Genomic DNA, 25,032 nt, shown 5'->3' on the forward strand with positions numbered 1-25,032 from the left:
TGTCGATTCAAATTGCAAACAACTAAATTGCCAACAACGATTCTCTTTTCTCCAGGTACTCATCGTATCGTCCTGAAAAGTCCACAATTCCGCTTGGCGTCAATTCAATGATACGGGTGGCCACGTCTGTCACCATTTGTCGCGCATGTGAAACAAAGATGACGCTGCCGTCGAAGTCTACTAAGGCCTTCGTCAACGCATCAATCGATTCCAAATCGAGATGGTTAGTCGGTTCGTCAAGGACCAGCACATTGCCTTGCAACAGCAGCATTTTTCCCAATGCAAGGCGAGCTGTCTCTCCGCCCGATAACACATCTGTAGACTTGTGTACCTCATCTTTGGAAAACAGCATCCGGCCGAGAATGCTTCGGAGCGTTTGGGTATCTGCTTCTTCGTCGAAACTGCCCAGCCATTCATAAACAGTAGTGTCGTTGGGGATTGTCTCATTGTGATCCTGTGTAAAATACGTAGGCTGAGCAGATTGCCCCCAGGTAACGCTTCCCTCGTCAGGTTGAAGTTCGCCCATAATGACGTTGAGGAGCGTCGTCTTCCCAATACCGTTGGGGCCAATAACCGCTACCTTTTCTCCATTCATAATATCCAGACTGATGTCTTTCAAGACATGCAAATCAGCAAAGGACTTGTGGATACGGTCCACAGATACAACTTGTTTTCCCAGAGGTTGCAGTGACGTAAACTTGATGTACGGGGAGACTCTGGAAGACGGACGAATTTCTTGTATCTCAATTTTCTCGATTTGTTTTTGCCGGCTTGTTGCCTGCTTTGCTTTACTCTTATTGGCTGAAAATCGGGCCACGAAGTCTTTCAGTTCTGCAATCTTTTCAAGGTTTTTTGCGTTCTCAGCTTGCAGTTGTTCTCTAGCCAGTGTACTGGCTGCAACAAAGTAATCGTAGTTTCCCGAAAACATGGAAATTTGGTTGTAGTCGACGTCCACCATGTGTGTGCAGACGGTATTCAAGAAATGCCGATCATGAGAAATGATGACCATTGTGCCCTTATGGTTCAGCAGGAAGTTCTCCAACCAGCGAATGGTGTCTAAATCCAAATGGTTCGTGGGCTCATCGAGCAGCAGTACATCAGGTCGTCCGAACAGGACTTGAGCCAGAAGAACACGGAGTTTGAAACCGCCAGTGAGCGTATCCATTTTATTGGCGTGCTTCTCAACCGGGATGCCCAGCCCTTCCAGCAACTCTGCTGCAAAATACTCCGCTGAATACCCGTCCATCTCAGCATAGGCACTTTCCAGTTCGCCAACTTTCATGCCGTCTTCTTCCGTCATCTCCGCAAGTGCGTAGAGGCGTTCGCGTTCTTTCATAACGGACCACAGTTCCGGATGCCCCATCAGCACCGTATTTAACACGGTTTCTTCATCGTATTTGTAGTGATCCTGCTGAAGTACACCAACACGTATACCCTCTGCAATACTCACATCACCCGTCGTAGGTTCAAAGTCACCCACAAGGATTTTCATGAAGGTTGATTTCCCCGATCCGTTGGCTCCAATGAGGCCATAGCGGTTGCCTTCGTCAAAACTCAGGTTGACATCTTCAAACAAGGTACGGCTTCCGAACGAGACTGACACGTCTTTCACGCGAATCATATATTACAAACTCCTTTTAGGCATAGATTGGTGCAAAACCTTTGTGTAAAATTTCGAGAAATCCTGCAAAACCGACTGTGACGAGGAGGGTTTTTTCTCCGAAACGTACGATTGGCTCAATATAACACGATTTCAGTGTTGTATCCAGTGCAGAACTGGGATGGAGTAGGGTGCGCAAACAAAATGAAGACTGCCGCGACATGAGAGTCTCTCAGGTTCGGGCAGTCTCCAAAGGTTAATCAAATTTCACCTGTCAAGGAGTGTTACAGGTTTTTCATTCGCAGGTACCAGCGCTTATAGTCGTATCCTTTTTGCTTCGCTTCTTCTTGCGTTTCGACCGCGTTAGAGTTCGCCGGGGGCGGCACAACGACAGGCTTCCCTGGCTCCCAGTTTGCAGGTGTCGCGACACCGTTGGCATCTGCGGTCTGCAGAGCATCTACGACGCGCAATATCTCGGCCATATTTCGTCCGACGTTAAGTGGATAGTAAATCATAGCGCGCAACGTGCCTTTATCGTCAATGAAAAAGACGGCGCGCACTGCATTTGTACTGCTTTCCCCAGGCTGAACCATACCGTATGCATTGGATACCTCTCGGTCTAAATCAGCAATGATGGGAAATGTAACTTTATGTCCGAAAATCTGTTCGATATCTTGTGCCCAAGCAATATGCGACTGTACTCCATCCACAGACAAACCAATTAATTGTACGCCGCGTTTTTCAAACTCTGCAGTGCGTTCTGCGAAACCGCCGAATTCTGTTGTACAAACTGGGGTGAAATCGGCCGGGTGGGAAAACAGGACTACCCATTTTCCTTTGTAATCGGAGAGTTTGATTTTTCCATGCGTTGATGCAGCTTCAAATTCTGGTGCGGGTTCATTCAAACGTGCCAGTGACATGTATTGATTCCTCCCCTCCAAGAATATGTTTCCATTATAAATTATGTGGACTGAATTTCAAAATTATACCCGAAGAGTCTATCGAATAGTGAGAGCCTTCTCCTTCTCTACTATCCGGCCGTTTTTCTCGCATCGGGTTTCCTTGGTAGAATAATAGAGAGGAGGCTGATTTATGGAGAACTATCGGTTTCATCATGATGTACGTGTACGTTGGTCAGAAGTTGACGGGCAGCGGATTGTTTTCAATGGAAACTATCTTACGTATATGGATATTGCCTATGCCGAGTATCTGCGCCGAGAGTTGAAGTTGTCAGATGGGATGCCGGACACGGTCATTGCGAAAACAACCCTTGAGTTTAAACAATCAGCTCAATTTGACGATGTTTTGTCCGTGTGGTTGCGAACAAGCCGCATCGGACAAACGAGTATGACGGTAGACTTTGTAATCACTCGATTTGAGCAGGTATTGTTCAACGCTCAGACAGTGTATGTATATGTGAATTCCGAAACAAAACAGCCTGCCGCTGTTCCGGACTCTTGGAGACACACAATCGAAGTTTACGAACGGGGGAATTAGGAATGCGTTTTCACGGAGAGGTCGCTGTCGTGACAGGAGGAGCAGGCGGAATCGGCCGAGCCAGCGCTAAGCTGCTTGCCAATCAAGGGGCTCGGGTAGTGGTGGCAGATATTGATGAAGCTTCCGGACAAGAGTCAGTCAGGCAGATTGAGCAGGACGGCAATGACGCAGTGTTTCATCCCGTGGATGTATCTGATTACCACAGTGTACAGACACTGGCAGACTTCACGGTGCGTACATACGGAGGGTTGGACATCATGTTCAACAATGCAGGCATTTTTGGAGATGGGGCTGAAAATGTCATAAACATGCCAGTCGAAACATATCGACGGATGGTAGCTATAAATCAGGACGGTGTTTTTTATGGAATAAAAGCGGCTGCCAATGTAATGAAGGAACGCGGTGGTGTGATTATCAATACGGCGTCCATCTATGCTTTTATTGCTGACAGGAATCAACTGCCCTATCACGCCACCAAAGCCGCCGTGGTCGGCATGACCAAGGCAGCGGCACTGGAGTTGGCCAAATACAATATTCGCGTGGTTGCAATCGCTCCAGGCATGATTGACACGGCCCTTATAGACCCCTGGCGTGAAGATGAACACGTCTGGAATACAGTGCAAAAGGCGCATATGAGGCGCAAGTTTGGCACCGCTGAGCAAGTAGCAAATGTGGTTGCTTTTTTAGCCAGCGACGAAGCTTCTTTCTTAAATGGACATGAGTATTTTGTCGACGACGGTGCAGCTTCGTTTAAGCGTTGACAACAGAATTAAGCAGCTACAGGCAGTATTCGGCGGGCCGGCGCCAAGCCGTAAACTGGCGAGGCACACGGCCTGCACTCATCATGCGTGAACTAATTTGGCAGAGTGATACTTCTGCGCCAGAGCTTCATAAATCAGCGAAATGTCTTCCGCCATATTCTGAAACTCCGTCAAGTTAATGGTCTGTGCCCCGTCCGACCACGCCTCTGCCGGATTTGAATGAACTTCTACGAGGACACCAGCAGCCCCCGCTGCAATTCCCGCTCTGGCCAATGCTGGGACAAATTCGGATGTTCCCACACCGTGACTGGGATCAACCAACACCGGTAAATGAGTCAGTTTTTGCACTACAGGTACTGCATTCAAGTCCATTGTGTTCCGTGTTGCATTTTCAAAGGTACGGATTCCACGTTCACACAGTATGACATTTGTGTTTCCCTGCCCGAGAATGTATTCAGCCGCGAGCAGCCATTCTTCAATCGTTGCTGACAGCCCTCTCTTTAGCAGCACTGGCTTTTGGCTTTGGCCAACAGCTTTGAGAAGAGGATAGTTTTGCATGCTGCGGGCGCCAACCTGTAAGATGTCCACGTAGGCAGCCACCAACTCAACGGTATCCGGCGACATGACTTCGGAGATGACAGGCAAACCTGTTTCCGCCCGGGCCTCAGCAAGCATCTTGAGGCCTTCTGCGCCGTGTCCCTGGAAGCTGTATGGCGACGATCTCGGTTTAAACGCCCCGCCCCGCAGCACATGCCCCCCAGCTTTTTTCACACCCCGGGCGATGTCAATGATGCTCTCCTGCGTTTCCACACTGCAGGGCCCTGCCATGATGGTCGGCTGGGACGCGCCCACCAGGTGTCCGTTAACACTGACAACCGTGTTTTCAGGATGGTATTCCCGGCTCACTAAAGGATAACGACTGTGTATCGGAATCACGTCGCTAACACCCGGCACCTTTTTTAGCATGGTGCGCAGTTTATCGGAGTCTTCCTTGACAGGTACGACAATCGCCTTGGCATTTGTGAGATAACCTGTAAGACCTTCTTTTTCAAGCACACTCAATATGTGCCTTGTTTGGGTTGCTTGTACCTCTTTGACGAGTTCGATGACCATTACCGTTCGCTCCCTTCTGTCTGTGCTGCTTCTGTCTGTGCTGCTTTTTCCTGCATTGCTGTTGAAACGACGTCTCGTGCAATGACCATTTTTTGGATTTCTGAAGTGCCTTCCTCAAACCTTTGCATCCGTGCATCTCGATAAATACGCTCGATTTCTGACGACGTAAAATAGCCGATGCCCCCGTGTATTTGCAGGGCTTTATCTGTAACCCTCTGCAACATTTCTGTCCCAAACAGCTTGGCCATAGCTGCTTCGGTCGTAATTGACTCTCCATTGTCAAAGCACTCCGCGGCGTGCAGGCAGAGTCGACGTGCCGCCTCAATATCCGTTGCCATTTCAGCCAGCCACATTTGAATTGTCTGTCGCTTAACCAACGGTTTGCCAAATGTAGTCCGGCCAATGGCATGCTGAGTTGCGAGCTGCAAAGACCTGCCTGCCGCCCCTACACAAGTCATACCAATAGCAGTTCGACTTGGGTCGAGAAACCCCCGAAATGCCACTTCCAAACCGTCTCCTTCTGAACCAAGGCGGTGGGACACGGGGACACGGCAGTCCCTCAGACGGAGATGCCCGTGTCCCGTACCTGTTATCCCCATGGCTGCAGGCATCATTTCAATGTCTAAACCAGGGGCATTCCTTGGAACCAACAGGGCCATAGTACCCTCTGTGCCGGATGTACCTTCCAGACGACAAAAGAGCAAAAAGTAGTCCGCTACGTCACTGAAAATAATCATCCATTTCTCACCGTTTAAAACGTAGTCGTCCCCATCACGGCGAGCTGTGGTTTTCATATCGGCTCCAGACCCCGAATTTGGCTCTGTCAGTGTAAATGTAACGCGGTGTTGCCCCTGAATGAAGGGTAAGACAAACTTTTGCCGTTGTGCATCGTCGGCTTTACTATCCAAAGCCCGCCACAAGCTGTTCATGACGTGCACAATCACACGCATCGACCCATGCATATGAGCGAAGCGTTCCAGCAGTTTCAGGTAATCTGTGAAGGTCAGTCCAAAGCCGCCGTACCCTGCGGGGGCAGTGAGGCGGAGAAACCCGCGGTCATTCAAGTCCTGCCACACCTCAGTGGGAACTTGCTTTTTTTGTTCAATAGTACGGGCCCAGCTTTGTGCAGGACCCTCGACATACATTGTAACTTTTTTATTCCATTCGTTTACTGCTGCACTGTTCTCTGTTGCATCGTTTGGTGTTGCATTATTTACTGTTGCAGCCACTGTTTACCCTTCTTTCCCAATCGCAGAGTCGGAGTCACAAATCAGTACTGCAAAATTGTGCCGAGAGTCGGGGCCGAAGAGTTATACGTTCTGTGTACTGTGACTCAACTTCTCAACAATGTCGTTACGCAAAATGTATTTTTGAATCTTTCCGCTGGCTGTGCGGGGCATTTCTGAGATGGTTTCCAGTCTTTCAGGCCAATAAATTTTTGCCATTCCCTGATTTGCTAGAAAACGTCTAACATCGTCCAGAGCAGGGGCTGGAAATTTGTCATTCACAACAATGTATAGGCATGCGCGTTCACCGAGTCGGTTATCAGGCATTGCTACGACCGCTGCATCGGCAATTGCCTCATGTTGATACAGCAGGTCTTCAATTTCGACGACTGGAATTTTTTCACCGCCACGGTTCACGACGTCCTTTTTACGCCCGGTAATCCTGAGGTAGCCGTCTTCGTCAATGACAGCGAGATCGCCAGTATCGAAATAACCGTCATCAGAGAAGCCTTCTTCGTACCATTCGTGGTGATGAAGGTAAGTCAGAAACATAGCAGGTGTTTTGATTTGGAAATTACCCTCGTGTCCAGCCGGCAGGACCATTCCGTTCTCATCTACGATGCGAATTTGCATTCCATCTATCACGCGGCCATCTGTGCCCCAGAGTTTTTCAACGGCATCCGATGGACGGCCGACGGTTACTAGGCAAGCCTCCGTCGATCCCCACGCTCCTACAATCGTGCAGTCTAAAGCCGAACGAGCCTGCTGTGCCAACTGACGAGGAATTGCGGCTCCCGTCGCAATGAAGAGGCGCAACCCCTTGGGCGGACGTGGGTTTTTGGTCAGATCCGCGAGAAACGGCATGGCTGCCTGCACAAAGGTGGCTCCAAATTCCTCGATGGCGATGCGGGCTGTATCCACGTTCCACACGGCTTGGACAATGGCCGTCGCACCGATATAAAAACTAACCATCATCCCGTATAGGAAACCTGTTTGATGGGCTAATGGGGAAGGAATCCAAATTTTGTCCGACGACTGTAGACCAAGGGTTCTTGTATGCGCGAGTAATGCACTAGAGAGGCTCTGATGTGTATGTAGCACGCCCTTTGGTTCTCCGGTAGTCCCTGAGGTATAAAGGAGCTGTGCATAAGTGGTGGACTTGGCGCGAACAGCCTGCAGTGCTGCTGTACTCACAGGCGTCTTGGCCAACAGTCCGCCGATGTTTGAGTACTCTGGATTGCGTTCACTCATGTTGAGGATAAATACATGCTCCAAGTTTGGGACGTCGGGTCGAAGGGTCTCGACCATTGAAGGATAATCAAATTTGCGGAAACTATCCGGAACAATGAAGACTCTGCTTCGAGACGACTTTAAAATGAATGCTGCTTCCCGTTCCCTAAGGGAAGGCAGGAGAGGGCAGGGAACCGCACTAATGCGCCACAAAGCCAATGTCAATACGATAAACTCCCAGCCGCCGGGCAATTGATAAGCTACTGGCTCACCTGCTTCAATCCCAAGCTGCAGTAACCGTGCTGCACATCTGTCGGCTAAGTCGTTCAGTTGCTCATACGTGAGTTGTACGGGCGTTTCCGTACTCAAATCTACGATAGCGACTGCATTCGGTGTATCGACGATAGTCCGGTGAATTTTGTCCAGGACCAGTGGAGCCTTAGCGAGATCCACTAGAATTCAGCTCCTTTACCATGACATCCTCCGTTAATTCAATGTTCATGCCAAGTTGCGACATGTGACGGAGAAACTCTGGATAGGAAATCTCAAATGCGCTGGGGTAATTCAGGATGGTTTCCCCTTTGGCAAGGCTGCCGGCGACAGCAAAGGCCATTTGAACCCGGTGGTCGTCGTGAACGTCAATTTCCGCTCCGCAGAGGCTTTCAACACCATCGATTATCAGGTCGTCGTTGTCCTCGCGAATCTGTGCACCCATTTTGCACAGTTGCTGCATGGCTTCGACTCGATTGGATTCCTTGTAGCGGCCAGGACCAATATTGCGCAGTACCGTGCGGCCCTCCGACACGCTGGCCAGAACAGAAAGAATCGGAATTAAGTCAGGGATGTGAGCCATGTCAATTTCAGTCCCCTTCGGCCTGATGCCTTCGTTGCGTACAGTGATTTGTCGATTTGCCTCGTCAATTGTGAGATGGACACCCATGTTTTGCAAAATATCGATGACTTCACCTTCGGGATGGTGTCCGGCACCATCAATGTCAGTCAATACCACTTCTCCTTCGTGCAGCGCAGCATACACCAAAGGAAACGCTGCTGAAGAGAAGTCTGCTTCCAACTCTATTTCTGCTCCACGGTAGTTTTGCTGTGCCGGCACCGTGAAATTTCGACCGCTGTCGTCCACGAGAACGCGAATTCCGAAGGTGTTGAGCATTGATGTCGTTAGACGAATGTAAGTTTGTTCATTAAATGGATTGAGAATTTTAATATGTGTGTCATTGGCCGCAAACGGCGCTGCCATCATCAGCCCGGAAATCCATTGACTCAGAGTACCTTGGATGGCGATGTTGCCGCCAGCCGGTCCTCCAGGGAAAACCGTGACAGGGAGTCTGTCATTCATGGATTTGTTTTTGACACCGAGTTGGTTGAGCGCGTTTAGGAGAGGGCCAATGGGTCGATTTCGAAGTGCTTGAACGCCGTCAAAGGTAACAGGTTCTGCGGCTCTTGAGCCTAGACCCAGAAGAAATTGTGTGGTAGATCCAGAGCTGCCCAAGCGAACAAGCTGACTCCGCGGATTGTACGGACCGCCTTCTACACGGTATCCGGACCGCACATCTTCAACATTGGCACCGAGGTCATACAAGGCATTCAAGGTATCCTGGATGTGCTTTGCATCGGAGTGCCCGTGAATCGTGGTAGTACCCTCCGCCAGTGATCCGAATATCAAGGCACGGTGCAGATGGTATTTGGAACAGGGCACCGCAATTGTGCCTTGAATCGAATGTAGCGTAGGTTTAATAGCCAAGTAAGACATGACTACGCCTCCTCTGGAATTCAAGACTATGGGTAGTAGTAGAGATATACTTTGAAAATTCAGTGCGTCTCATGTTATAAATACTACCATTGTATCTATATCTTAACGCACTTACTAACTTTATCACTGTGACATAGCATTCTTCAAATTATGGTGCTAAGATCGATGCAATACGAACACGGATACTAGTAAAAACTCATAGCCAGAACATTCTCTATCATATTCATAAATATCATGGACAGAACGTGAAATGTCATCAAATTATCATGAAACGGTAAAGGAGATCTGGAATGGACGCTGCACAAAAGAACGGGGGACACAGTCGACAAGTTCAATATAAGGCGTTAAGTCGACCTGGGAAAATTGGGAGCCTTGAACTTCCTCATCGAATCCTCATGGGTTCCATGCATATGGGACTTGAGGGGCGCGAGGGTACGTTGGACATGCTGACAGAATTCTACCGCGAGCGCGCCGTTGGGCAGGCGGCCCTGATTATCACGGGCGGAGCTGCTGTCGTCAAAGAGGGCGGAGCCGACAATATGTACGTTATGACAGAGGATGCGGATGTAACCGCTTTGGGCCAATTGCCTCCTGCGGTCCATGAAGCAGGAGGCAAGATTGCCCTGCAATTGTTTCACTCCGGACGTTATGCCATATCGGATGAAATTGGAATGCAGCCTGTGGCGCCCAGTCCCATTCCATCCAGGCTCACCCGGGAAACACCCAAAGAAATGACCGTGGAGGACATTGAGACAACGATTCTCAGATATGCGGAGGCAGCGCAAAAGGCACAGAGTGTCGGTTACGACGCGGTTGAAATCATGGGTTCTGAAGGCTACCTTCTCAATCAATTTCTCTCCCCAGTGACAAACCATCGCAATGATAAATACGGCGGTTCCTTACAAAACCGCATGCGCTTCAGTCTGGAAGTGATGGAAGCCATTCGACACCGAGTCGGTGGTGATTATCCAGTGATTTTCCGAATGTCGGGCTTGGATTGCATGCCCGGCAGCACGACCGAAGAGGAGACGTTGGCATTCGCGAAGGCATTGGAAGCCTCCGGTGTTGATGCTTTGAACATTGGCATTGGCTGGCACGAGGCACGTGTCCCGACGGTGCAACAAGTGGTCCCAAGAGCCGGTTTCGCCGTCGTTGCCCGTGCTATTCGCCGCGAGGTGGGCATTCCTGTGATTGGTGCCAACCGATTAAATGTGCCCGAAGTTGCAGATGAATTGGTAGCTTCAGGCTACCTGGATTTTGTCGCTCCGGCACGTCCATGGCTGGCTGATAGTCGGTTGGCAGCCAAAACTCTGGAAGGAGACAGGGAAGCAATCAATGTCTGTATTGCTTGCAACCAGTCCTGTCTAGACCATACTCTGGTACGGCCTCACAAAGCTGTGAGCTGCTTGGTCAATCCGAGGGCGGGTCAGGAAGTGCTGTGGCCCAAAGTGGTTGCGCCGAAGCAAAAGAGCGTCGCTGTTGTTGGAGCCGGTCCTGCGGGCTTACAGGCCGCGTTGACTGCTGCCGAGCGCGGACACGGTGTAGTGTTGTATGAACGCCAGTCTGAAATTGGCGGGCAGTTTCGCATGGCGGGAAAAATTCCAGGGAAGTACGAGTTCTATGAAACCATCCGTTACTACAGCGAGCAGTTGCAGCGCTTGAATGTAACTGTGAAACTGGAAACTTCTCCGTCTGTAGACGAACTGAGTCGATATGATCACGTTATTATGGCACACGGTGTTAAGCCGCGCCTCCCAGAGATTCCCGGAACATCGCTGCCCAATGTGGTTTCCTATCCGCAGCTTCTCACCGGAGAGGTGTCACCTGCAGAGACGGTCGCCATTGTTGGAGCAGGCGGCATCGGCTGCGATGTAGCTACGTACTTGGCTGAAGGAAGTCTTGTACCATCACAGGTTTCTGCTTTCTTCAAAGACCACGCGTTACAGAGTCCACCTGCTGTACCCAGAAAAATCACTGTTCTTGCACGAAGCGGTCATTACGGAAAAGGCATTGGCAGCAGCACAAGGTGGGTAGTAAAACAGGAGATGCAGCGGCTCGGAATCGATGTGATCTTAAACTTCGAATTTAAAGAGATTACGCAACATGGTGTTGTGGGTTATACAGATGCGGGGGAGGTTCTGGTACCTGCGGCACAAGTCGTGCTGTGCACTGGTCAAGAACCGGAAGAGTTCCCTCTACGGCAACTACAAGAGCGCACAAATGTACATCTAGTGGGCGGCGCGAGAGACAGCCAAGGCATTAATGCAGCAAGGGCAATTCGCGAGGCTTTTGAGACGGCTTATCAGCTTTCGTGATGTTGAAAGCAGGTTTATGACGCCGATTCATGCAAGAAAGGAATCCATAAGGAGCTGAAAGTATGCCAGGATTATTGGAAGGAAAGAGAGCATTTATTACTGGAAGCAGCCGAGGAATCGGTCGGGCCGCTGCATTGGCAATGGCGCGGGAAGGTGCGGACATCGTAGTTCATTATCGTCGATCACAGGACGAGGCGGAAAACGTGGTTCGGGAAATTCATGCCCTTGGTCAGCGTACACTGTTGGTGAAAGCGGAACTTGAGAGCCAGGACGAGATTAACGCGGCCTTTGATGTAATTGAACGAGAATGGGGAAAGTTAGATATCTTTATGGCTAATGCGGCTGCGAGTGCATTCAAAGCCGTCCATCAACTGAAAGACTATCATTTGGATAAAACCTATCATACCGTGGTTCACAGTACTGTGTTTGCCGTTCAGCGGTGCATTCCCTTAATGGAGGGAAGAAACGGGCGGATTATAACGATGTCGAGTATGGGCGGGGAGTATACGCTGCCGCGTTACATCACACTGGGAACGGCGAAGGCAGCACTGGAATCGCTCACCCGCTATCTTGCATCTGAACTGGGTCCGAAGGGCATTACAGCCAACGCTTTGAATCCGGGTGTAGTGGACACGGAGTCCGCAAAGTTTTACGGGGGCGACAATTACGACCAATACAACGCAGATGTCATTGCCCATACGCCTTTAGGGCGGTTGGCAGCGCCAGAGGATGTGGCTGATGCAGCCGTGTTTTTAGCCAGTGACCTGTCCCGTTTCATTACTGGACAGGTGATTAAAGTGGATGGAGGACTTACACTCCTGACAGGTGGTTTTGAAAGTTTCTAACCTACAATCAGACTCAGAAGCTGACACGCACTCAATGAAGAATTCAACAACAGTGACGACACGCGAGGGACGCGGGTCAAGGAGCGGCGGCTCTGGTCAGGCACCTCAGACAAAGGGGAAGAGAATCTGGCTCATCTCCCTGCTCGGAGCTTTAACTGCATTGGGTCCACTGTCCATTGATATGTATTTGCCGGCCCTGCCTACACTGACGAGAGACCTTCATACGAGCACTTCCTTGGGGCAGTTAAGCTTGACTTTCTGCTTGTTAGGCTTGGCCTTCGGTCAGTTGCTGGCGGGGCCCATCAGCGATGCCCGCGGTCGGAGAGGCCCATTGATTGTTGGCTTAGGGTTGTATATTGTTGCCGCGCTCTTGTGCGCACTGACTCCGTCCGTCTGGGTTCTCATTTTGTTGCGCTTGATTCAGGGACTGGCCGGTTCGACCGGAATTGTCATTGCGAGAGCCATTCTGCGTGACTACTTTAGCGGACCTGAATTGACAAAGTTTTTCGCCCTTCTCATGCTGGTGAATGGAATCGCTCCTATCCTTGCTCCTATTTTGGGTGGACAGTTGTTGCTGTTAGCGTCGTGGCGCATTGTGTTCCTGGTTCTTGCGGGCCTTGGCATTTTAATGCTGGTGTCTGTGACCTTGGGTTTGCCAGAAAGCCTGCCTAACAGTCGTCGCTCCGTCGGAGGCTTCCGGCAGACGCTGAAGACAATGAAGGATTTGGTGACAGACAGGGTTTTTACAGGATACGCTTTTTCACAAGGGCTGGTTTTTGGGGCTATGTTTGCGTATATATCGGGATCGCCATTTGTGCTTCAGCAGATTTTTGGACTTTCACCACAAATGTTCAGCGTTGTCTTCGCGATGAACGGCACAGGAATCATTATAGCCAGTCAGGTCAGTGCGGGCCTGTCCAGGCGCTACAGTGAGACAGCGGTTTTGCGAGGAAGTCTCGCTGCAGCAGGGGCCGGCAGCTTGCTCCTGGTGGTAACAGCGGCGGGTAGAGGAAATTTGGCGGGAATCCTCGTATCTCTATTCATCGTGGTTTCCAGTGTAGGAGCCGTTGCTACAACAGGCTCTGCGCTTGCGATGGAGCGCAAAGGCAGGCATGCCGGCAGTGCATCTGCAGTGATTGGCATGTCACAGTTAATACTCGGCGCCGCCGCAGCGCCTGTTGTTGGGCTGTTTGGCAACACGACAGCCGCTCCCATGGGAATCGTCATTGCAGTTCTTGATATTGGTGCAGTGCTCTTGTTTCTTGTTCTTGTTCGCGGGTACAGGCCAGCGAGAAACTCATAGTGGTTTGGCACAAGTTTGACTTCACTTTGGAGACGTAGGCGGAATAGCAGAGTTGGTATCTTGGATGGCGTGCACTGTGAAGAGTGGAATGAAAATCTGTGCCAATGGACCTATCGAGACGGCGTAAAGAAGTGTTCCCCAACCAACATTTCCTCCGAGTATCCAGCCTGCGACAAGGACCGTCACTTCAATCGTGGTGCGTACCACCCTAATGGACAGCCCGCGAGCCGAGAGACCGACCATCAGTCCGTCTCTCGGCCCAGGACCGAGTCCTGCTCCAATGTACCAGCCCGTCGCTGCGCCGTTGAGACCCACACCTAAAAGGAGCACGACAATGCGTGCAGGAAGCGCAGTCGGGGGCGGAACGTGGGCCAGGACGAGGTCCATCACGCTCCCGACTATGAGCACGTTCAGTACCGTGCCGAGGCCAGGCCGCTGTCGTAAAGGGATCCACAGGAACAAGACGGCAAGGCCGACGAGAATGGCCCAGGTTCCAATCGGTATGCCCGTATGAAGTGCGAGCCCTTGTTGAAAGACATCCCAGGGGTCTATGCCAAGATGCGCAAGAACCAGGAGTGAATCGCTGGTACCATAGAGTACAAGCCCGACCAGCAGTCGGGTCAGGCGGAGCCAAAGACGATTTCGTCCGCTGGGCGGTACCAACCCTCGAACGATTGGCGTGAAAAATGGCACCATAATCAGCCTCCTGACTTGCATCGTATATGGAAGATGCAGTGCTAGATGCTATTATAGAAACAATTGGACCTCAAATCACCAGCCAATTTGCTGCCTTATTGTCAGCCATTTTAGGAGGAGTGAGTGATTGAGTGGATGAAAGATGATCCGAAAACCGTACGGGAACTGGTGGAATGGCTCGTCACCAGCATTCACGAAGGTGTATGGCTGCCCAAGACGCGCTTGCCTCCCGAGCGCAGCCTCGCAGACCAATTTGGGCTGAACCGCAGCACAGTGGCCACGGCCTATCTTGAACTTCAGGCAAGAGGCCTTGTGGACCGGAGACAAGGCAGCGGTACGTATGTACGCGACGATCTCTGGGGCATCACTCCGGATTGGCCACGCTACCTGGAACAGGCAGCGTTCCGGCCGCTGGCTCCACTCGCTCGTAAGATCGCTGAGACTCGTCAGCGAAGAGATATTCTGGATTTCTCGGACGGCAATATTGGGCCGGAGGTCTGGCCGGTGGAAAGCATGCAGCGGCTGCTTGCCGGAGTCGACCTAAATGAGGTACTTGGCTTCGGCCATCCCCTTGGATTGCCAGCCTTACGCGAGACCGTAAGCAGTGAAATCAAACGCAATTTGAATGTGAAGGTTGACCCTGAATCCCTCTTAATCACCGCCGGTGCTCAACAGGCCCTTTACCTCTTGGCCAGGGGTCTTTTGCATCCGGGCGATTCCATCGCCATTGAGAAGCCATCTTTCTATTATTCGCAGGCCCTTTTCCAATCGTGCGGCGTGCGACTTTTGCCCATCCCCATGGATAAGGATGGCGTGTTGCCCGATGCCCTCAAGGAACTCGTCCGCAAACACCGTCCGGCAATGGTGTGGCTCAATCCCACCTACCACAATCCAACTGGGGTGACGTTAAACCTAGAGCGGCGTCAAGCGGTCGTGGCGATCTGCAACGCATGGAACCTGCCTATCGTCGAGGACGATACCTTCGCACACCTGCAGGTTGCTGGTACGCCGAAGGTGCCGTCGCCCCTTTTTCGACTCGCTGAGCAATCATCGGTTCTTTACGTAGGCAGCCTCTCAAAGGTCGTCGCTCCCGGTCTTCGCATCGGCTGGGTCGCAGGACCGCGAGCCATCATCACCCGACTCGCTGAGATTCGCAGCCAAATTGACTCAGGCACCCCCGGTCTCGTACAGGGGCTCGCGGCAGCATTTCTCAGTAGCCCGGGATGGCAGAGTCACCGCCGAACCGTGTCACAGGCTCTGCGGCAGCGGCGCGATGCCTTTGCTCATTCTCTCAGTACTTTCGCCGCACGGGGCGCGACGTGGACAGTCCCTGCTGGCGGGCTTCACTTTTGGTTAAAACTCGGCGGCGCGATGCCGGATGAACTACGCGTGGAGACGGCTGTGAATTCCGGCGTCACTTATGCACCGGGAAGACTGTACGGTGCCGAGGACGGCTTTGCCCGACTTAACTATGTCCGGCTGTCGCCTACCGAGGCAGCGCTAGGTATCGCCCGGCTGGCAGAAGCCATCACCGGCGGTCCGCCGCATTCTACGAGAAGCCACATCTAATACTGTACGCCAGTTGACTTACCAGATGGGTACATTCTCATGGATATGACCATCTTAATGGCGTTCATTGCTTGGTGGTAATTACTAGCCGCAAACAAAACGTTACCAATCGCCCAGTGCAGTTCAGTGTGGTTCCCACCGTTAGTTTGCATAACGCCTAATGTACCCATGGTTTTAGGTAATAGATGGATGTGTAAGTAGGAAACAATCTTCTGAGATTCGTTTATAACATAGCTCTTGTTACTCCCTGAAACCTGGCACTTCCAATTGCCTTCGTTCCACTCCACAGTTGCCTCATTATTAAAAAGGAACATGTTACCACTTATGCCGTTACCAAGATTGATTGAATTTTGTTGCGCTTTTGGTGACACCGACAAAACAAATTGGTTTAAAGCCTTTAAGGCATTCTTAGGCATCTGAAATTTGGTTGCGCCGAAAGCCCCGACATACTCGGCAAGTCCCGTATTTGGGGGTTGATTGATGGCCGAACTATTTACTTGAAGCTTCGTCGAAGAACGATGCAAAGCTACGCGATATTCATGATTCGTAGATGTCGTTATGGATGTCAAATTAGGATAGTGGGAATTCGTTCAAAGTGCAAACGCGATAAAATTCGAACTCGTACGTCTAATTGGATGGAAGGGGGCAAGATTCATTGGAATCGGAAATTAACGAAGACGCCTCTGCAAGTGATGCTATTGGCAGACTCTACGAGCTTTATTCGCAAGACATTTATCGTTACGCATGGTACAGCCTTGGCAGTAATTCAAAAGCAGAAGATGTAGTGCAAGAAGTATTCTTTCGTGCATTCCGGTCTTGGCACTCATTTCGCCATGATTCAAATCCGAGGACATGGTTAATGAGTATTACGCGGAATTATCTCTATGATATGTATAGGAAACAAAGCATCGAAAAGAGTGTCTTTCAGGATTCTGTGCCAGATGCAATCGTCGATGAATCAATGACTATCCATGAAACGGTCGATCTCGAATCTGCCTTAGCACATATGAAGCAGACCCACCGCCAAGCCATTATCTTACGATACATTCATAACCTTTCCATCCGCGAAACAAGTCAAGTATTGGGCTGGTCTGAAGCAAGGGTTCGTTCGACGAGCCATAGGGCAATCATCAAACTGCGTAAATATCTAGGTTTGAATGACGAGGGGATGAGCCATCGTGACATCTGAACAGAAAATGCGGGACTTGATTACAACTGCAAAAAACCAACGGAAGATGACCTATACTAAGCAGCAAGAAGTATGGAATAAAATTGAACAACGGATCATGGAAAATTCAGAGGAGCTACCGAAGGGCTTACAGCAAGTTTACGTTCGAAAGCCAGACTCGCGTTACCGCAGAACATTTGGATGGGTCCAAGGCACAATGGCTGTTCTTGCGGCAGTTTGTGTCGCTGCTGTCGTCACAATAGGTGTGATGAAGCGTTCCGCACCACAGTACAGCACTGCCACCCCTGCTGAAATAGCCGTGCAGCAGTACATTAATAAACGGATTCAACCCTTTCTAAATAAAAACATGCCTGGAACTGTCGAGAAGGTCACTCATAATATCGCAACAATACCTAGCGGCGAGTTTGTGGCCACCCAGACTACGACACCGAGTGGAAACACCCATTACAGAATACTGTTTGTCTCAAAGAACAACGGCAATTGGAACTTTCAAGGACTTAGCGTCAAATACGACCCTAAATCCAAGTCATTGCCAGCAGGCTGGACGCATATTACAAACGGATTTGATTTCATTGGAGTAGGTGTACCAAAGAAACTCACCATTGCAAAGGTGACTGTTGACGTACGGCTTGAAAACAATCAAAAGGCAACCGTGTTCTCTTTGAAGAAAGTGGGGGCTTTACCAATATGGGTGGATAAACTAGCAGGAGATACATTTTTGCATCTCGATTCCATTACTGCATACGACAAAACCGGAAAAATTGTCTGGTCACGAAACTTGGAATCATAACTTCATTGGAAAACGTACCCGTGATTTCAATTGTGGTTGGATTTTTAGATTAAACCTCCCACTATAAATTAATGTTTTCTCCTATTTACTCTCTTATTCTCACGATTACGTACCTTGACAATTTGAGAGAGATTACCAGAATGCTAGATGTGCCAATTTTCAAACGGGTAGTCCGTAGCAGGAACAGAGATTGGTGCTGTTTTACCAATACATGGAACATAATTATGTTCGCACATTTGGATGTCCACACGTTCCCTTGCGGTTTACCCTCCCATGTCACACTGGGTCTATGCCCTCACATTCCTTCGTACTACCTCTCAAGGGGTGGATGCCGTTTCTTGCTCCTTTACTGGGTCGTTGCCCTTATGGTGTAGATACTACGGCTTATCCGTGCTTCTGTTTGTCTTGGCGATTCATCGTGTACAAGCGAGTAAATCGAACTGACGAGTTTGAATCAAATCGGTTAAGCTGCCACCTGTAGTTGGGACCTCCGAAGTGGCCCCAGTAAATCCTCAGCGTTGTACTGAACTTGCTTTGTCCCCAATGTGTGTAGAACACGAATGAGTTTTCCACACAGCGCAATCAGTGACTGTTTCTTCTTCAAGGGATTGCACGTTCGGGTCGTGTAATAATCGTGCAACGCCTTGAACTCGGCGTTCTTGGCAACCATCGGCAATATGGCTCGAAAGAGTAGTGCCCTGAGCCGGGAGCGACCCCGCTTCGAGATTCCTGTTTTCCCTTTCCTCTTGCCAGAACTGTTCTCTTTCAGATTCAGTCCAGCGAGCCGGATAATCTGCTGTCCATGGTCGTATCCCCGTAGGTCGCCCACTTCAGCCAGGAATCCGGCAAGTGTGGTGACACCCATCCCTGGTACGCTCAGCATCTCTTCAGTGCCTGGAATCTGGTTCAGCAGTTGCTCCACCTGAGCCATGATTTCATCACGCTGCCGAGTGAACATCTCATACTGTTCTAGCAAAGCCATTAGTTCCAACCGAGCTGCCGTAAGCCCCTCTTTCAGACCAATAGACTTTTTAGCGGTACTCACAAGCCGTGTTGCTCGCTTCATACCGACAGCCCGCTTCACACCGCCCCTTTTCCACTGACCCACAATCTCGCTGGCGCCGAGTGAGACGAGGTCCTGTGGAAACGGAGACTTACGCAGTGTGATGAGTGACGTCTTACCTTCCCAGTCCTTAAACACCTGGGTGTATTCCGGAAAGAACCGGTCGAGCCAGTTCTGAATCCGCATTTGCACTTGCCCCAGATTCACCACGACCTTCTCTCTCAGGTTCATGAGGATTCGTAAATCCGCATAGATACCTGTTGGGAGTTTAGGCTCGGTGTACTTGCCGTCCTTGACGAGATTCGCAATAACCTTGGCATCCTTGTAGTCGTTCTTCGTTGGCGAGTTATCTTCCAACTCTTTGCTCTTGTTGACGTGGTGCGGATTCACTAGCACGAATCGAACGCTCAAGCCTTGCATGAAGGCACCTAACGGAAACCAGTAGTGTCCGGTCGGCTCAACACCAAAGACGACATCCGTCTTGCCGTGCAGCCGTTGCAACTCCTTCATCCACGTTACGAGTTTCGTCAGGCCCTCATCGTCATTGTTAAAAACACACTCTTTACCGAGCTCAATTCCACGGAAGTCAATGGCTCTCGCCACATGGGTTTGCTTCGCAATGTCGGCTCCCACAATGATGGTAGCGTCGGTAATTTGTTGAATTCGTTGATTTTGCTTCTGTTGGATCTTATACTTCACGTTGAGCGTCCTCCTCAATTAGGGAATGAATGTGTCTGCATTCGGAACCCAGCATACAGGAGGCGCTCTTTTTGTTACAAACCCGAAATTAATTCATTACAGGAATGGCTCCTTTCCTAAACAGACGTGGGACGATCACATTCGTTAACAATCACAATATCTAAAGCAACGCATTGTCGGATGACAGAAAAAGAAAAGGCCGCTGGCTGTTAGTTGTTTATTGCAAAAATCGTGCATTTACTGCTGGAGTGCTGCTCAAGCCACACTTCTCCGTTTCCAACCATGACACCTTGGTCATTAGCCGACAACTTGTTAACCTGTTGAGCTAGGAGGGCAGATTTCACCTTATGGGTCATAATGAGATTGTAGTTTTGGATGAAACCTTGCGCATTGGTGATAGTTTGTAATTTTCCGTCGATAGTTACCCTAATAGGATAAGAGACGAATGAAGCCACCTTTGTCTTGTCCCCTTGAGCAACATCGGACCGCAGTTGATTGAACCCTTGGACGAATGCAGCGGGATTGGATATACCAGCCACATTTTTCATTCTCGATGCCAGTGTGCTAGACAGGTGGGTGTTTGCTTGGAACTGCTTTGGATAAGGTTTATTAGGAACCAGTTTTGAGTTCTTCCAAGTGTACGTAATTGTCACAGGCGTTCCGGTTGGATTGGCAAAGGAATCATTTTTGTTATACACAGGATAGGTAACTGCAATGCCATGCCCAACAGCTTTTGCACTTGTGATTGAGATACTTGGCTTAGCGGTATCGGTCCCTAAATACTTGCCGTTCAAAAAAAAGAAAACAAGTTGGTTGTAGCCGTCCTGTGACTTGGCAGCAATTGCAATCCATGCCGTCAAAGTGCTGCCAGACGCAGTTTTTACTGACGCATTCGGAGTGGCTTTGTTCGCCTTCACGGAGTAACCCTTCTTTTTCATTAGTGCAATTTCACTCATAAAGCTGGATTGTGAAGTTGTCGTGCCGCTTTGGGAAGCGGATACGCTGTTTGTGGCATTGTCCGTATTGGTTGCAACGTTTACGTCAGATGCATTGGATATTGTGTTTACGGGTGAGTGATTACTAGTCCCATTTCCACTAGGGTTGGTGGCACATCCCGCAGTTGTTAACAACACCAAGGCTGTCATGGGTATGAAAGCAAGATACTTGTTCATGATGAACCTCCTCGTGTGTATGACAGTATATAGACGAGACAGCACGATGAGGTGTTTCACTTTCAACTATTGCATGGAGATAACCGGAATCAAATGTTCAATCACTACACGTCTGCGGTTATTTCACAGTGATAAAAGGCTGACTCAACTTGGCGACATCAAAGTAGTCCCACATGCCGGATGTGGCAGAAACAACGGCGTAGGTACCAGCCTTTGACGCGGTGAACTCAAAGTGCTGAGTCACTCCCGGTTGCGCACCTGTTTTGGAGTGGGGTGTTTCCGATCCCTTGAAGGCAGCTTGAAGTTTCTGGTGATTTTTCACTTGGCTGTAAGGCACAATGATGGCGCTGTTTGGCAAATTTCCTTTGTTGGTAAAAGTGACTTTTACATGCCATCCTGTTGGGACATGAATCGTCATAAATCCATTTTCGTAACCGTTAAAGTTAAACTTGTTATGCATAGCTCCTATAAGAGTCAAATCGACGGTTTTGTCAGTCGAATGAATTTTCATCCACTTTGCGGTCAGCTCTTTTGTTTGTGTCGCTTTCGTCGAAGATGTCCCAGACTGGGATCCCCCGGACGCTGGTGAATGTGATATAGTACCGCATCCAGTGACTGTGAATACTAAGGCAGTCGTAGTTATGAAACCCATAGCTTTGTGCTTCGCAAACCGTAGCTTGATATCATCACATGTCTTGGTGTTTCGTGACTCTGTGTTTGGTGTTTGCTGTGTTCGAGTCGGCAAGAGCTCACCTCCATTTAAATCTACTTTCGAGTCTAGATGCTTTTTCCTCTGTGTATCAAACGATTATACCAAATTCCCCTGTGGTTCACCTCGGCAATTGTAAATACTGAATCTGTGCGAATGGCGAGGGCAGATACCGCTTCTCTCGGGTTGTACACATACATATTGTGCATCATACCGAGCAGAGGGAGGGAGCAGGTATGTACGATGGCGGCGTACTTGGCGGGTATACCCGTTGGGCGATTGTATTCCTCATCATCTTTGTGCTGTTTATGTTGCTGATTCCATATGGAGCAACAACATGCTGCACAACTACAGGTTATTGAGTATCAGCCTGATAACTGCATGAGAGAGAGACTCTCATGCAGTTAGGCCTATTTATGACTTTACATACTCAATTCGTGGTTTGCTGATTCCGAGGGTGTGTGTCAACATTTTAGTTGGTTTAAGATCTATCACTCGTTTTGCTAGATCTATCACTCAATGGAACTGGTGACAGTGTTTAATTTCTAAGAAGTTGAAAGCAACGACTTTGCTGGTCATTGAGAATTCTGGGAGGATTTATTTTTATGTGTGGCATTGTAGCGGCATCGACAGATGTCCCGGCAGAAGAATGTGAGCGGATGCTGGAGCGACTGGCTCATCGAGGTCCTGACAATTCTGGCCGGCGCCATGTGGGTCCATATTGGTTGGGTCACCGTCGTTTGTCTATAGTGGATTTAGAAATGGGTCAACAACCATTGCACAATGAAGATGAGTCATTGTGGCTGGTTGGAAACGGTGAAATATACAATCATCTTGAGCTTCGCAGCAAGTTGTCTACTCACAACTATGCGACATCTTCGGATAATGAGGCCATTCTTCATTTGCTTGAAGAATACGGCGTTGAGGGCATAACACAGCTGCGCGGGATGTTTGCCTTTGTTGCAGCGGGACCGGACGGTTCTTTGATAGCTGCCCGCGATGCTCTGGGTATCAAACCTTTGTATTGGGTCAGAACAGGAGAAACAATTCTCTTTTCCTCCGAAATGAAGGCGTTCGATAAACGGTGGCATCCGTATATTGAGGCATTTCCACCGGGGCATTATTTTACAAAAGAACAAGGGTTGCAGTCATTTACCGAGTTGCCTGTTCCAGAGGTTTCAGCTACGAGTACAAAAGCCTCTCGCTTTCGTGCTGAGCCTAACCCTTCAGCGATGGAACTGCAAAAGTTGCGCGAGACACTAATAGCAGCTGTCAGGCGGAGAATGATGGCGGATGTTCCTGTTGGTGTTTTCTTGTCCGGCGGTCTTGACAGCAGCTTGATTTCAGCGATTGCCAGCAGGATTGCAGCCGAAGAAGGACGCCAAATCAAGTCCTTTTCCGTTGGACTGAAAGGGAGTCCAGATTTGGTTGCGGCTAGGGAAGTGGCTGAGTTTCTTGGAACGGATCACTATGAGTGGGTCTATACTCCGGAAGCTGCGGTAGCGATTGTACCCGAAGTGGTGCGGATGATGGAGTCATTTGATCCGAGCTTAGTTGAGAGCGCCGTAGCGAACTATATGATTGCCGAGTTGACGGCGCGGCATGTCAAAGTGGTGTTAACCGGCGAGGGAGCGGATGAACTGTTTGCCGGATACAAGTATCACAAAGGCATCAGTGACGAGGAAGAACTCCATCGGGAGCTGATTCGTACTGTCAAGGAACTGCATCACTTGAATTTGCAACGGTGTGACAGGATGACGATGGCCCACAGCCTTGAAGCCAGAGTTCCATTCCTTGATGTCGACGTAATTCAATTAGCACTGCGTATGCCGGTAGAATGGAAACTCCATGGTGAAAACCAGGTTGAAAAATGGGTGTTGCGGAAGGCTTTTGAGGGATATTTGCCAGACGCCATCTTATGGAGAAAAAAGTCTCAATTCAACGAAGGCAGCGGAATGGACTCGGTATTGAGAGATGCGTTGGCATCGACTGTGAGCGAGGAGGATTTCCGTAAAAATCGAAACGAGTTAGATCCTCCACTGACAACACAGGAGGAGATGGCTTACTACCGCGTGTTTAGAGAGACGTTCTCGGAAGTAGAAATCGAAAGTGTCTTGGGACGTTCACCGGCTGCCTTTGCAGTGGAATAAGTTCATCATGGAGGCATGTCGGCTGCTGTGATGACGACCGCTTTCTTGTGAAACTGCCTCAGGCTGCACCGAACGGGTGCGGACTGAGGCAGTATTACTGTGACTGCTGTCGCTGTCTAGTCAAACGCGATTTAGCGCCTGATTCAAATCATTCCAAATGTCATCGACATGCTCAATGCCGACGGATAGCCTCACAAGCCCCTCAGTAATACCGGAAGAACGACGTTCTTCGTCTGTTAAGCTGCGGTGCGAAGCCATTACCGGGTACAACAAAAGGGAGTAAACATCACCGACGGTCGTTGCAGGGACAACCACCTGCAGGTTCTGCATGAGGAGAAAAACGCTGTCCTTTCCTCCGTCGATTTCAAAAGACAGTACGGCACCTTGTCCCTTTGGGAACAGTTTCAGTGCCTGCTCATAATCGGGGTGGGTTGTGAGCCCTGGATGATAAACACGCTTTATTCGCGCATGCTGGCTCAAGCGCACAGCGAGAATCTTGGCCGATTGCAACTGCCTTTCGAATCGCACTACAAATGTCTTGAGTCCTCGCAGGGTCAACCACGCCTCCATCGGTCCCAGAACACTGCCGGTCAGTTTCTGTTGAGAGGTCAGTTTTGCCTTGTTAATTTCAGAGGTGACAACAGCTCCACTCATGCTGTCGCCATGTCCGTTGAGGTACTTTGTCAGACTGTGGACGACCATCGTCGCTCCCAAGTTGAGCGGGTTGCACAAATAAGGGGTCGCAAACGTATTGTCGACAATACTCTTGACGCCGTGTTGGTTTGCGGCTTTAAGCAGCGCTGGCATATCGACAACGCGAAGCAGAGGGTTGGATATGCTCTCCAGAACAACCGCCTTCACCCTGGAATTTTTCAGCCATCGGACTGCCTCGTTCGTGTCCGACATGTTCACACTGACAATTTCAATGCCAAAGCTGCCAAAGATGTCTTTCATTAGCGTCACGGTAGCTCCGTACAAGTCTCGGCTGGCGAGCACCACGTGTCCGCTGGACAGGTCGCACGCGAGCAACGCTCCCTGCAGTGCGGCCATTCCAGACGCGTATACCTTTGCCGATTCTCCCTGTTCCATTCCTGCAAGGACGACTTCTAGTTCTGATACTGTTGGATTTCCATGTCGCCCGTAGGTAAATCCTGTCCGCTCGCCGCCCAGAATTTCATCCATTTCAGAGGGACTTTCCAGTGTGTACGTATTGCTGAATTGTACGGGACTTACTGTGGGTGTCTCTTGCAGTCGATTCTTTCTTTGGTTCGTATGGACAACATGTGTGTCCAATGCCTTCTTTTGCATGGAATTCCCTCCAGATTCAATCAATGGTG

The 25,032-nt window shown here is 49.8% G+C and carries 22 protein-coding genes; 10 read left to right on the forward strand and 12 right to left on the reverse strand.

Going from position 1 to position 25,032, the window contains the following annotated elements:
• Window positions 1-22 precede the first annotated feature (22 nt).
• Together GI364_RS04975 and GI364_RS04980 are read right to left on the reverse strand one after the other, a co-directional pair.
• Window positions 23-1,621: an ABC-F family ATPase gene (locus tag GI364_RS04975; RefSeq protein WP_198852591.1), complete on the reverse strand. Its 1,599-nt coding sequence runs from the start codon at window positions 1,619-1,621 to the stop codon at window positions 23-25.
• A 263-nt stretch (window positions 1,622-1,884) separates the two neighbouring features.
• The gene (locus GI364_RS04980; protein ID WP_198852592.1) at window positions 1,885-2,520 is read right to left on the reverse strand and encodes a peroxiredoxin; all 636 of its coding nucleotides are present in this window, start codon (window positions 2,518-2,520) and stop codon (window positions 1,885-1,887) included.
• Between the two features lie 172 nt (window positions 2,521-2,692).
• On the opposite strand from GI364_RS04980, the gene GI364_RS04985 reads away from it, so the two are divergent.
• On the forward strand, window positions 2,693-3,097 hold the full coding sequence (locus tag GI364_RS04985; protein ID WP_198852593.1) for an acyl-CoA thioesterase: 405 nt from the start codon (window positions 2,693-2,695) through the stop codon (window positions 3,095-3,097).
• Between the two features lie 2 nt (window positions 3,098-3,099).
• Window positions 3,100-3,858: an SDR family NAD(P)-dependent oxidoreductase gene (locus GI364_RS04990; protein ID WP_198852594.1), complete on the forward strand. Its 759-nt coding sequence runs from the start codon at window positions 3,100-3,102 to the stop codon at window positions 3,856-3,858.
• Between the two features lie 81 nt (window positions 3,859-3,939).
• On the opposite strand, the gene aroF is transcribed toward GI364_RS04990, so the two are convergent.
• The 4 genes from aroF to aroA form a co-directional block, all read right to left on the reverse strand.
• Entirely contained in the window at window positions 3,940-4,971 is a 1,032-nt protein-coding gene (gene aroF / locus GI364_RS04995; RefSeq protein ID WP_198852595.1) for a 3-deoxy-7-phosphoheptulonate synthase, read from the reverse strand.
• Window positions 4,971-6,200, reverse strand: coding sequence for an acyl-CoA dehydrogenase family protein (locus GI364_RS05000; RefSeq protein WP_233096017.1), 1,230 nt, complete (start codon window positions 6,198-6,200; stop codon window positions 4,971-4,973). The genes aroF and GI364_RS05000 overlap by 1 nt, the downstream gene beginning before the upstream one ends.
• Window positions 6,201-6,281: 81 nt before the next feature.
• Window positions 6,282-7,880, reverse strand: a complete 1,599-nt coding sequence (locus GI364_RS05005; RefSeq protein WP_233096018.1) for an AMP-binding protein — start codon at window positions 7,878-7,880, stop codon at window positions 6,282-6,284.
• Window positions 7,867-9,195 carry a 3-phosphoshikimate 1-carboxyvinyltransferase gene (aroA, locus tag GI364_RS05010; RefSeq protein ID WP_198852596.1) on the reverse strand — a complete coding sequence of 443 codons (1,329 nt, stop codon included), beginning with the start codon at window positions 9,193-9,195 and terminating at the stop codon, window positions 7,867-7,869. Before aroA ends, GI364_RS05005 begins: the two co-directional genes overlap by 14 nt.
• A gap of 290 nt (window positions 9,196-9,485) precedes the next feature.
• Here aroA and GI364_RS05015 point away from each other — a divergent pair, with 290 nt between their 5' ends.
• From GI364_RS05015 to GI364_RS05025, 3 genes are all read left to right on the forward strand, one after another.
• A complete protein-coding gene (locus GI364_RS05015; RefSeq protein ID WP_198852597.1) occupies window positions 9,486-11,510 on the forward strand; it encodes an FAD-dependent oxidoreductase in 2,025 nt (674 codons plus the stop codon).
• 62 nt (window positions 11,511-11,572) lie between these two features.
• Window positions 11,573-12,355 (forward strand): SDR family oxidoreductase, encoded by a 783-nt coding sequence (locus tag GI364_RS05020; protein ID WP_198852598.1) that lies wholly within the window; start codon window positions 11,573-11,575, stop codon window positions 12,353-12,355.
• Window positions 12,356-12,389: 34 nt separating this feature from the next.
• Window positions 12,390-13,658 (forward strand): multidrug effflux MFS transporter, encoded by a 1,269-nt coding sequence (locus GI364_RS05025; RefSeq protein ID WP_198852599.1) that lies wholly within the window; start codon window positions 12,390-12,392, stop codon window positions 13,656-13,658.
• Window positions 13,659-13,679: 21 nt separating this feature from the next.
• Here the strand turns inward: GI364_RS05025 and GI364_RS05030 are convergent, their stop codons facing one another.
• Window positions 13,680-14,354 carry a membrane protein YczE gene (locus GI364_RS05030; RefSeq protein ID WP_198852600.1) on the reverse strand — a complete coding sequence of 225 codons (675 nt, stop codon included), beginning with the start codon at window positions 14,352-14,354 and terminating at the stop codon, window positions 13,680-13,682.
• A gap of 123 nt (window positions 14,355-14,477) precedes the next feature.
• Between GI364_RS05030 and GI364_RS05035 the strand changes: the two genes are divergently transcribed.
• On the forward strand, window positions 14,478-15,923 hold the full coding sequence (locus GI364_RS05035; RefSeq protein WP_198852601.1) for an aminotransferase-like domain-containing protein: 1,446 nt from the start codon (window positions 14,478-14,480) through the stop codon (window positions 15,921-15,923).
• Here GI364_RS05035 and GI364_RS05040 read toward each other — a convergent pair.
• Complete coding sequence (locus GI364_RS05040) at window positions 15,920-16,210, reverse strand: hypothetical protein (RefSeq protein WP_198852602.1); 291 nt, start codon at window positions 16,208-16,210, stop codon at window positions 15,920-15,922. The two genes, GI364_RS05035 and GI364_RS05040, sit on opposite strands and share 4 nt — an antisense overlap.
• Before the next feature lie 368 nt (window positions 16,211-16,578).
• Between GI364_RS05040 and GI364_RS05045 the strand changes: the two genes are divergently transcribed.
• Complete coding sequence (locus GI364_RS05045; RefSeq protein ID WP_198852603.1) at window positions 16,579-17,112, forward strand: RNA polymerase sigma factor; 534 nt, start codon at window positions 16,579-16,581, stop codon at window positions 17,110-17,112.
• Window positions 17,102-17,902: a hypothetical protein gene (locus tag GI364_RS05050; RefSeq protein ID WP_198852604.1), complete on the forward strand. Its 801-nt coding sequence runs from the start codon at window positions 17,102-17,104 to the stop codon at window positions 17,900-17,902. Before GI364_RS05045 ends, GI364_RS05050 begins: the two co-directional genes overlap by 11 nt.
• A gap of 463 nt (window positions 17,903-18,365) precedes the next feature.
• Here GI364_RS05050 and GI364_RS05055 read toward each other — a convergent pair whose 3' ends face one another.
• From GI364_RS05055 to GI364_RS05065, 3 genes are all read right to left on the reverse strand, one after another.
• Window positions 18,366-19,652 (reverse strand): IS110 family RNA-guided transposase, encoded by a 1,287-nt coding sequence (locus tag GI364_RS05055; RefSeq protein WP_198853857.1) that lies wholly within the window; start codon window positions 19,650-19,652, stop codon window positions 18,366-18,368.
• A 221-nt stretch (window positions 19,653-19,873) separates the two neighbouring features.
• Window positions 19,874-20,836: an LppP/LprE family lipoprotein gene (locus GI364_RS05060; RefSeq protein WP_198852605.1), complete on the reverse strand. Its 963-nt coding sequence runs from the start codon at window positions 20,834-20,836 to the stop codon at window positions 19,874-19,876.
• Between the two features lie 118 nt (window positions 20,837-20,954).
• Window positions 20,955-21,581, reverse strand: a complete 627-nt coding sequence (locus GI364_RS05065) for a sulfocyanin-like copper-binding protein (protein ID WP_198852606.1) — start codon at window positions 21,579-21,581, stop codon at window positions 20,955-20,957.
• Between the two features lie 200 nt (window positions 21,582-21,781).
• On the opposite strand from GI364_RS05065, the gene GI364_RS25080 reads away from it, so the two are divergent.
• On the forward strand, window positions 21,782-21,907 hold the full coding sequence (locus GI364_RS25080) for a hypothetical protein (protein ID WP_255524595.1): 126 nt from the start codon (window positions 21,782-21,784) through the stop codon (window positions 21,905-21,907).
• 243 nt (window positions 21,908-22,150) lie between these two features.
• Window positions 22,151-23,695 (forward strand): asparagine synthase B, encoded by a 1,545-nt coding sequence (asnB, locus tag GI364_RS05070; protein WP_198852607.1) that lies wholly within the window; start codon window positions 22,151-22,153, stop codon window positions 23,693-23,695.
• 120 nt (window positions 23,696-23,815) lie between these two features.
• Here asnB and GI364_RS05075 read toward each other — a convergent pair whose 3' ends face one another.
• The gene (locus tag GI364_RS05075; protein ID WP_198852608.1) at window positions 23,816-25,003 is read right to left on the reverse strand and encodes a trans-sulfuration enzyme family protein; all 1,188 of its coding nucleotides are present in this window, start codon (window positions 25,001-25,003) and stop codon (window positions 23,816-23,818) included.
• Between the last annotated feature and the right edge of the window lie 29 nt (window positions 25,004-25,032).

Source organism: Alicyclobacillus sp. SO9 (genome assembly GCF_016406125.1).
Lineage (GTDB): Bacteria > Bacillota > Bacilli > Alicyclobacillales > Alicyclobacillaceae > SO9.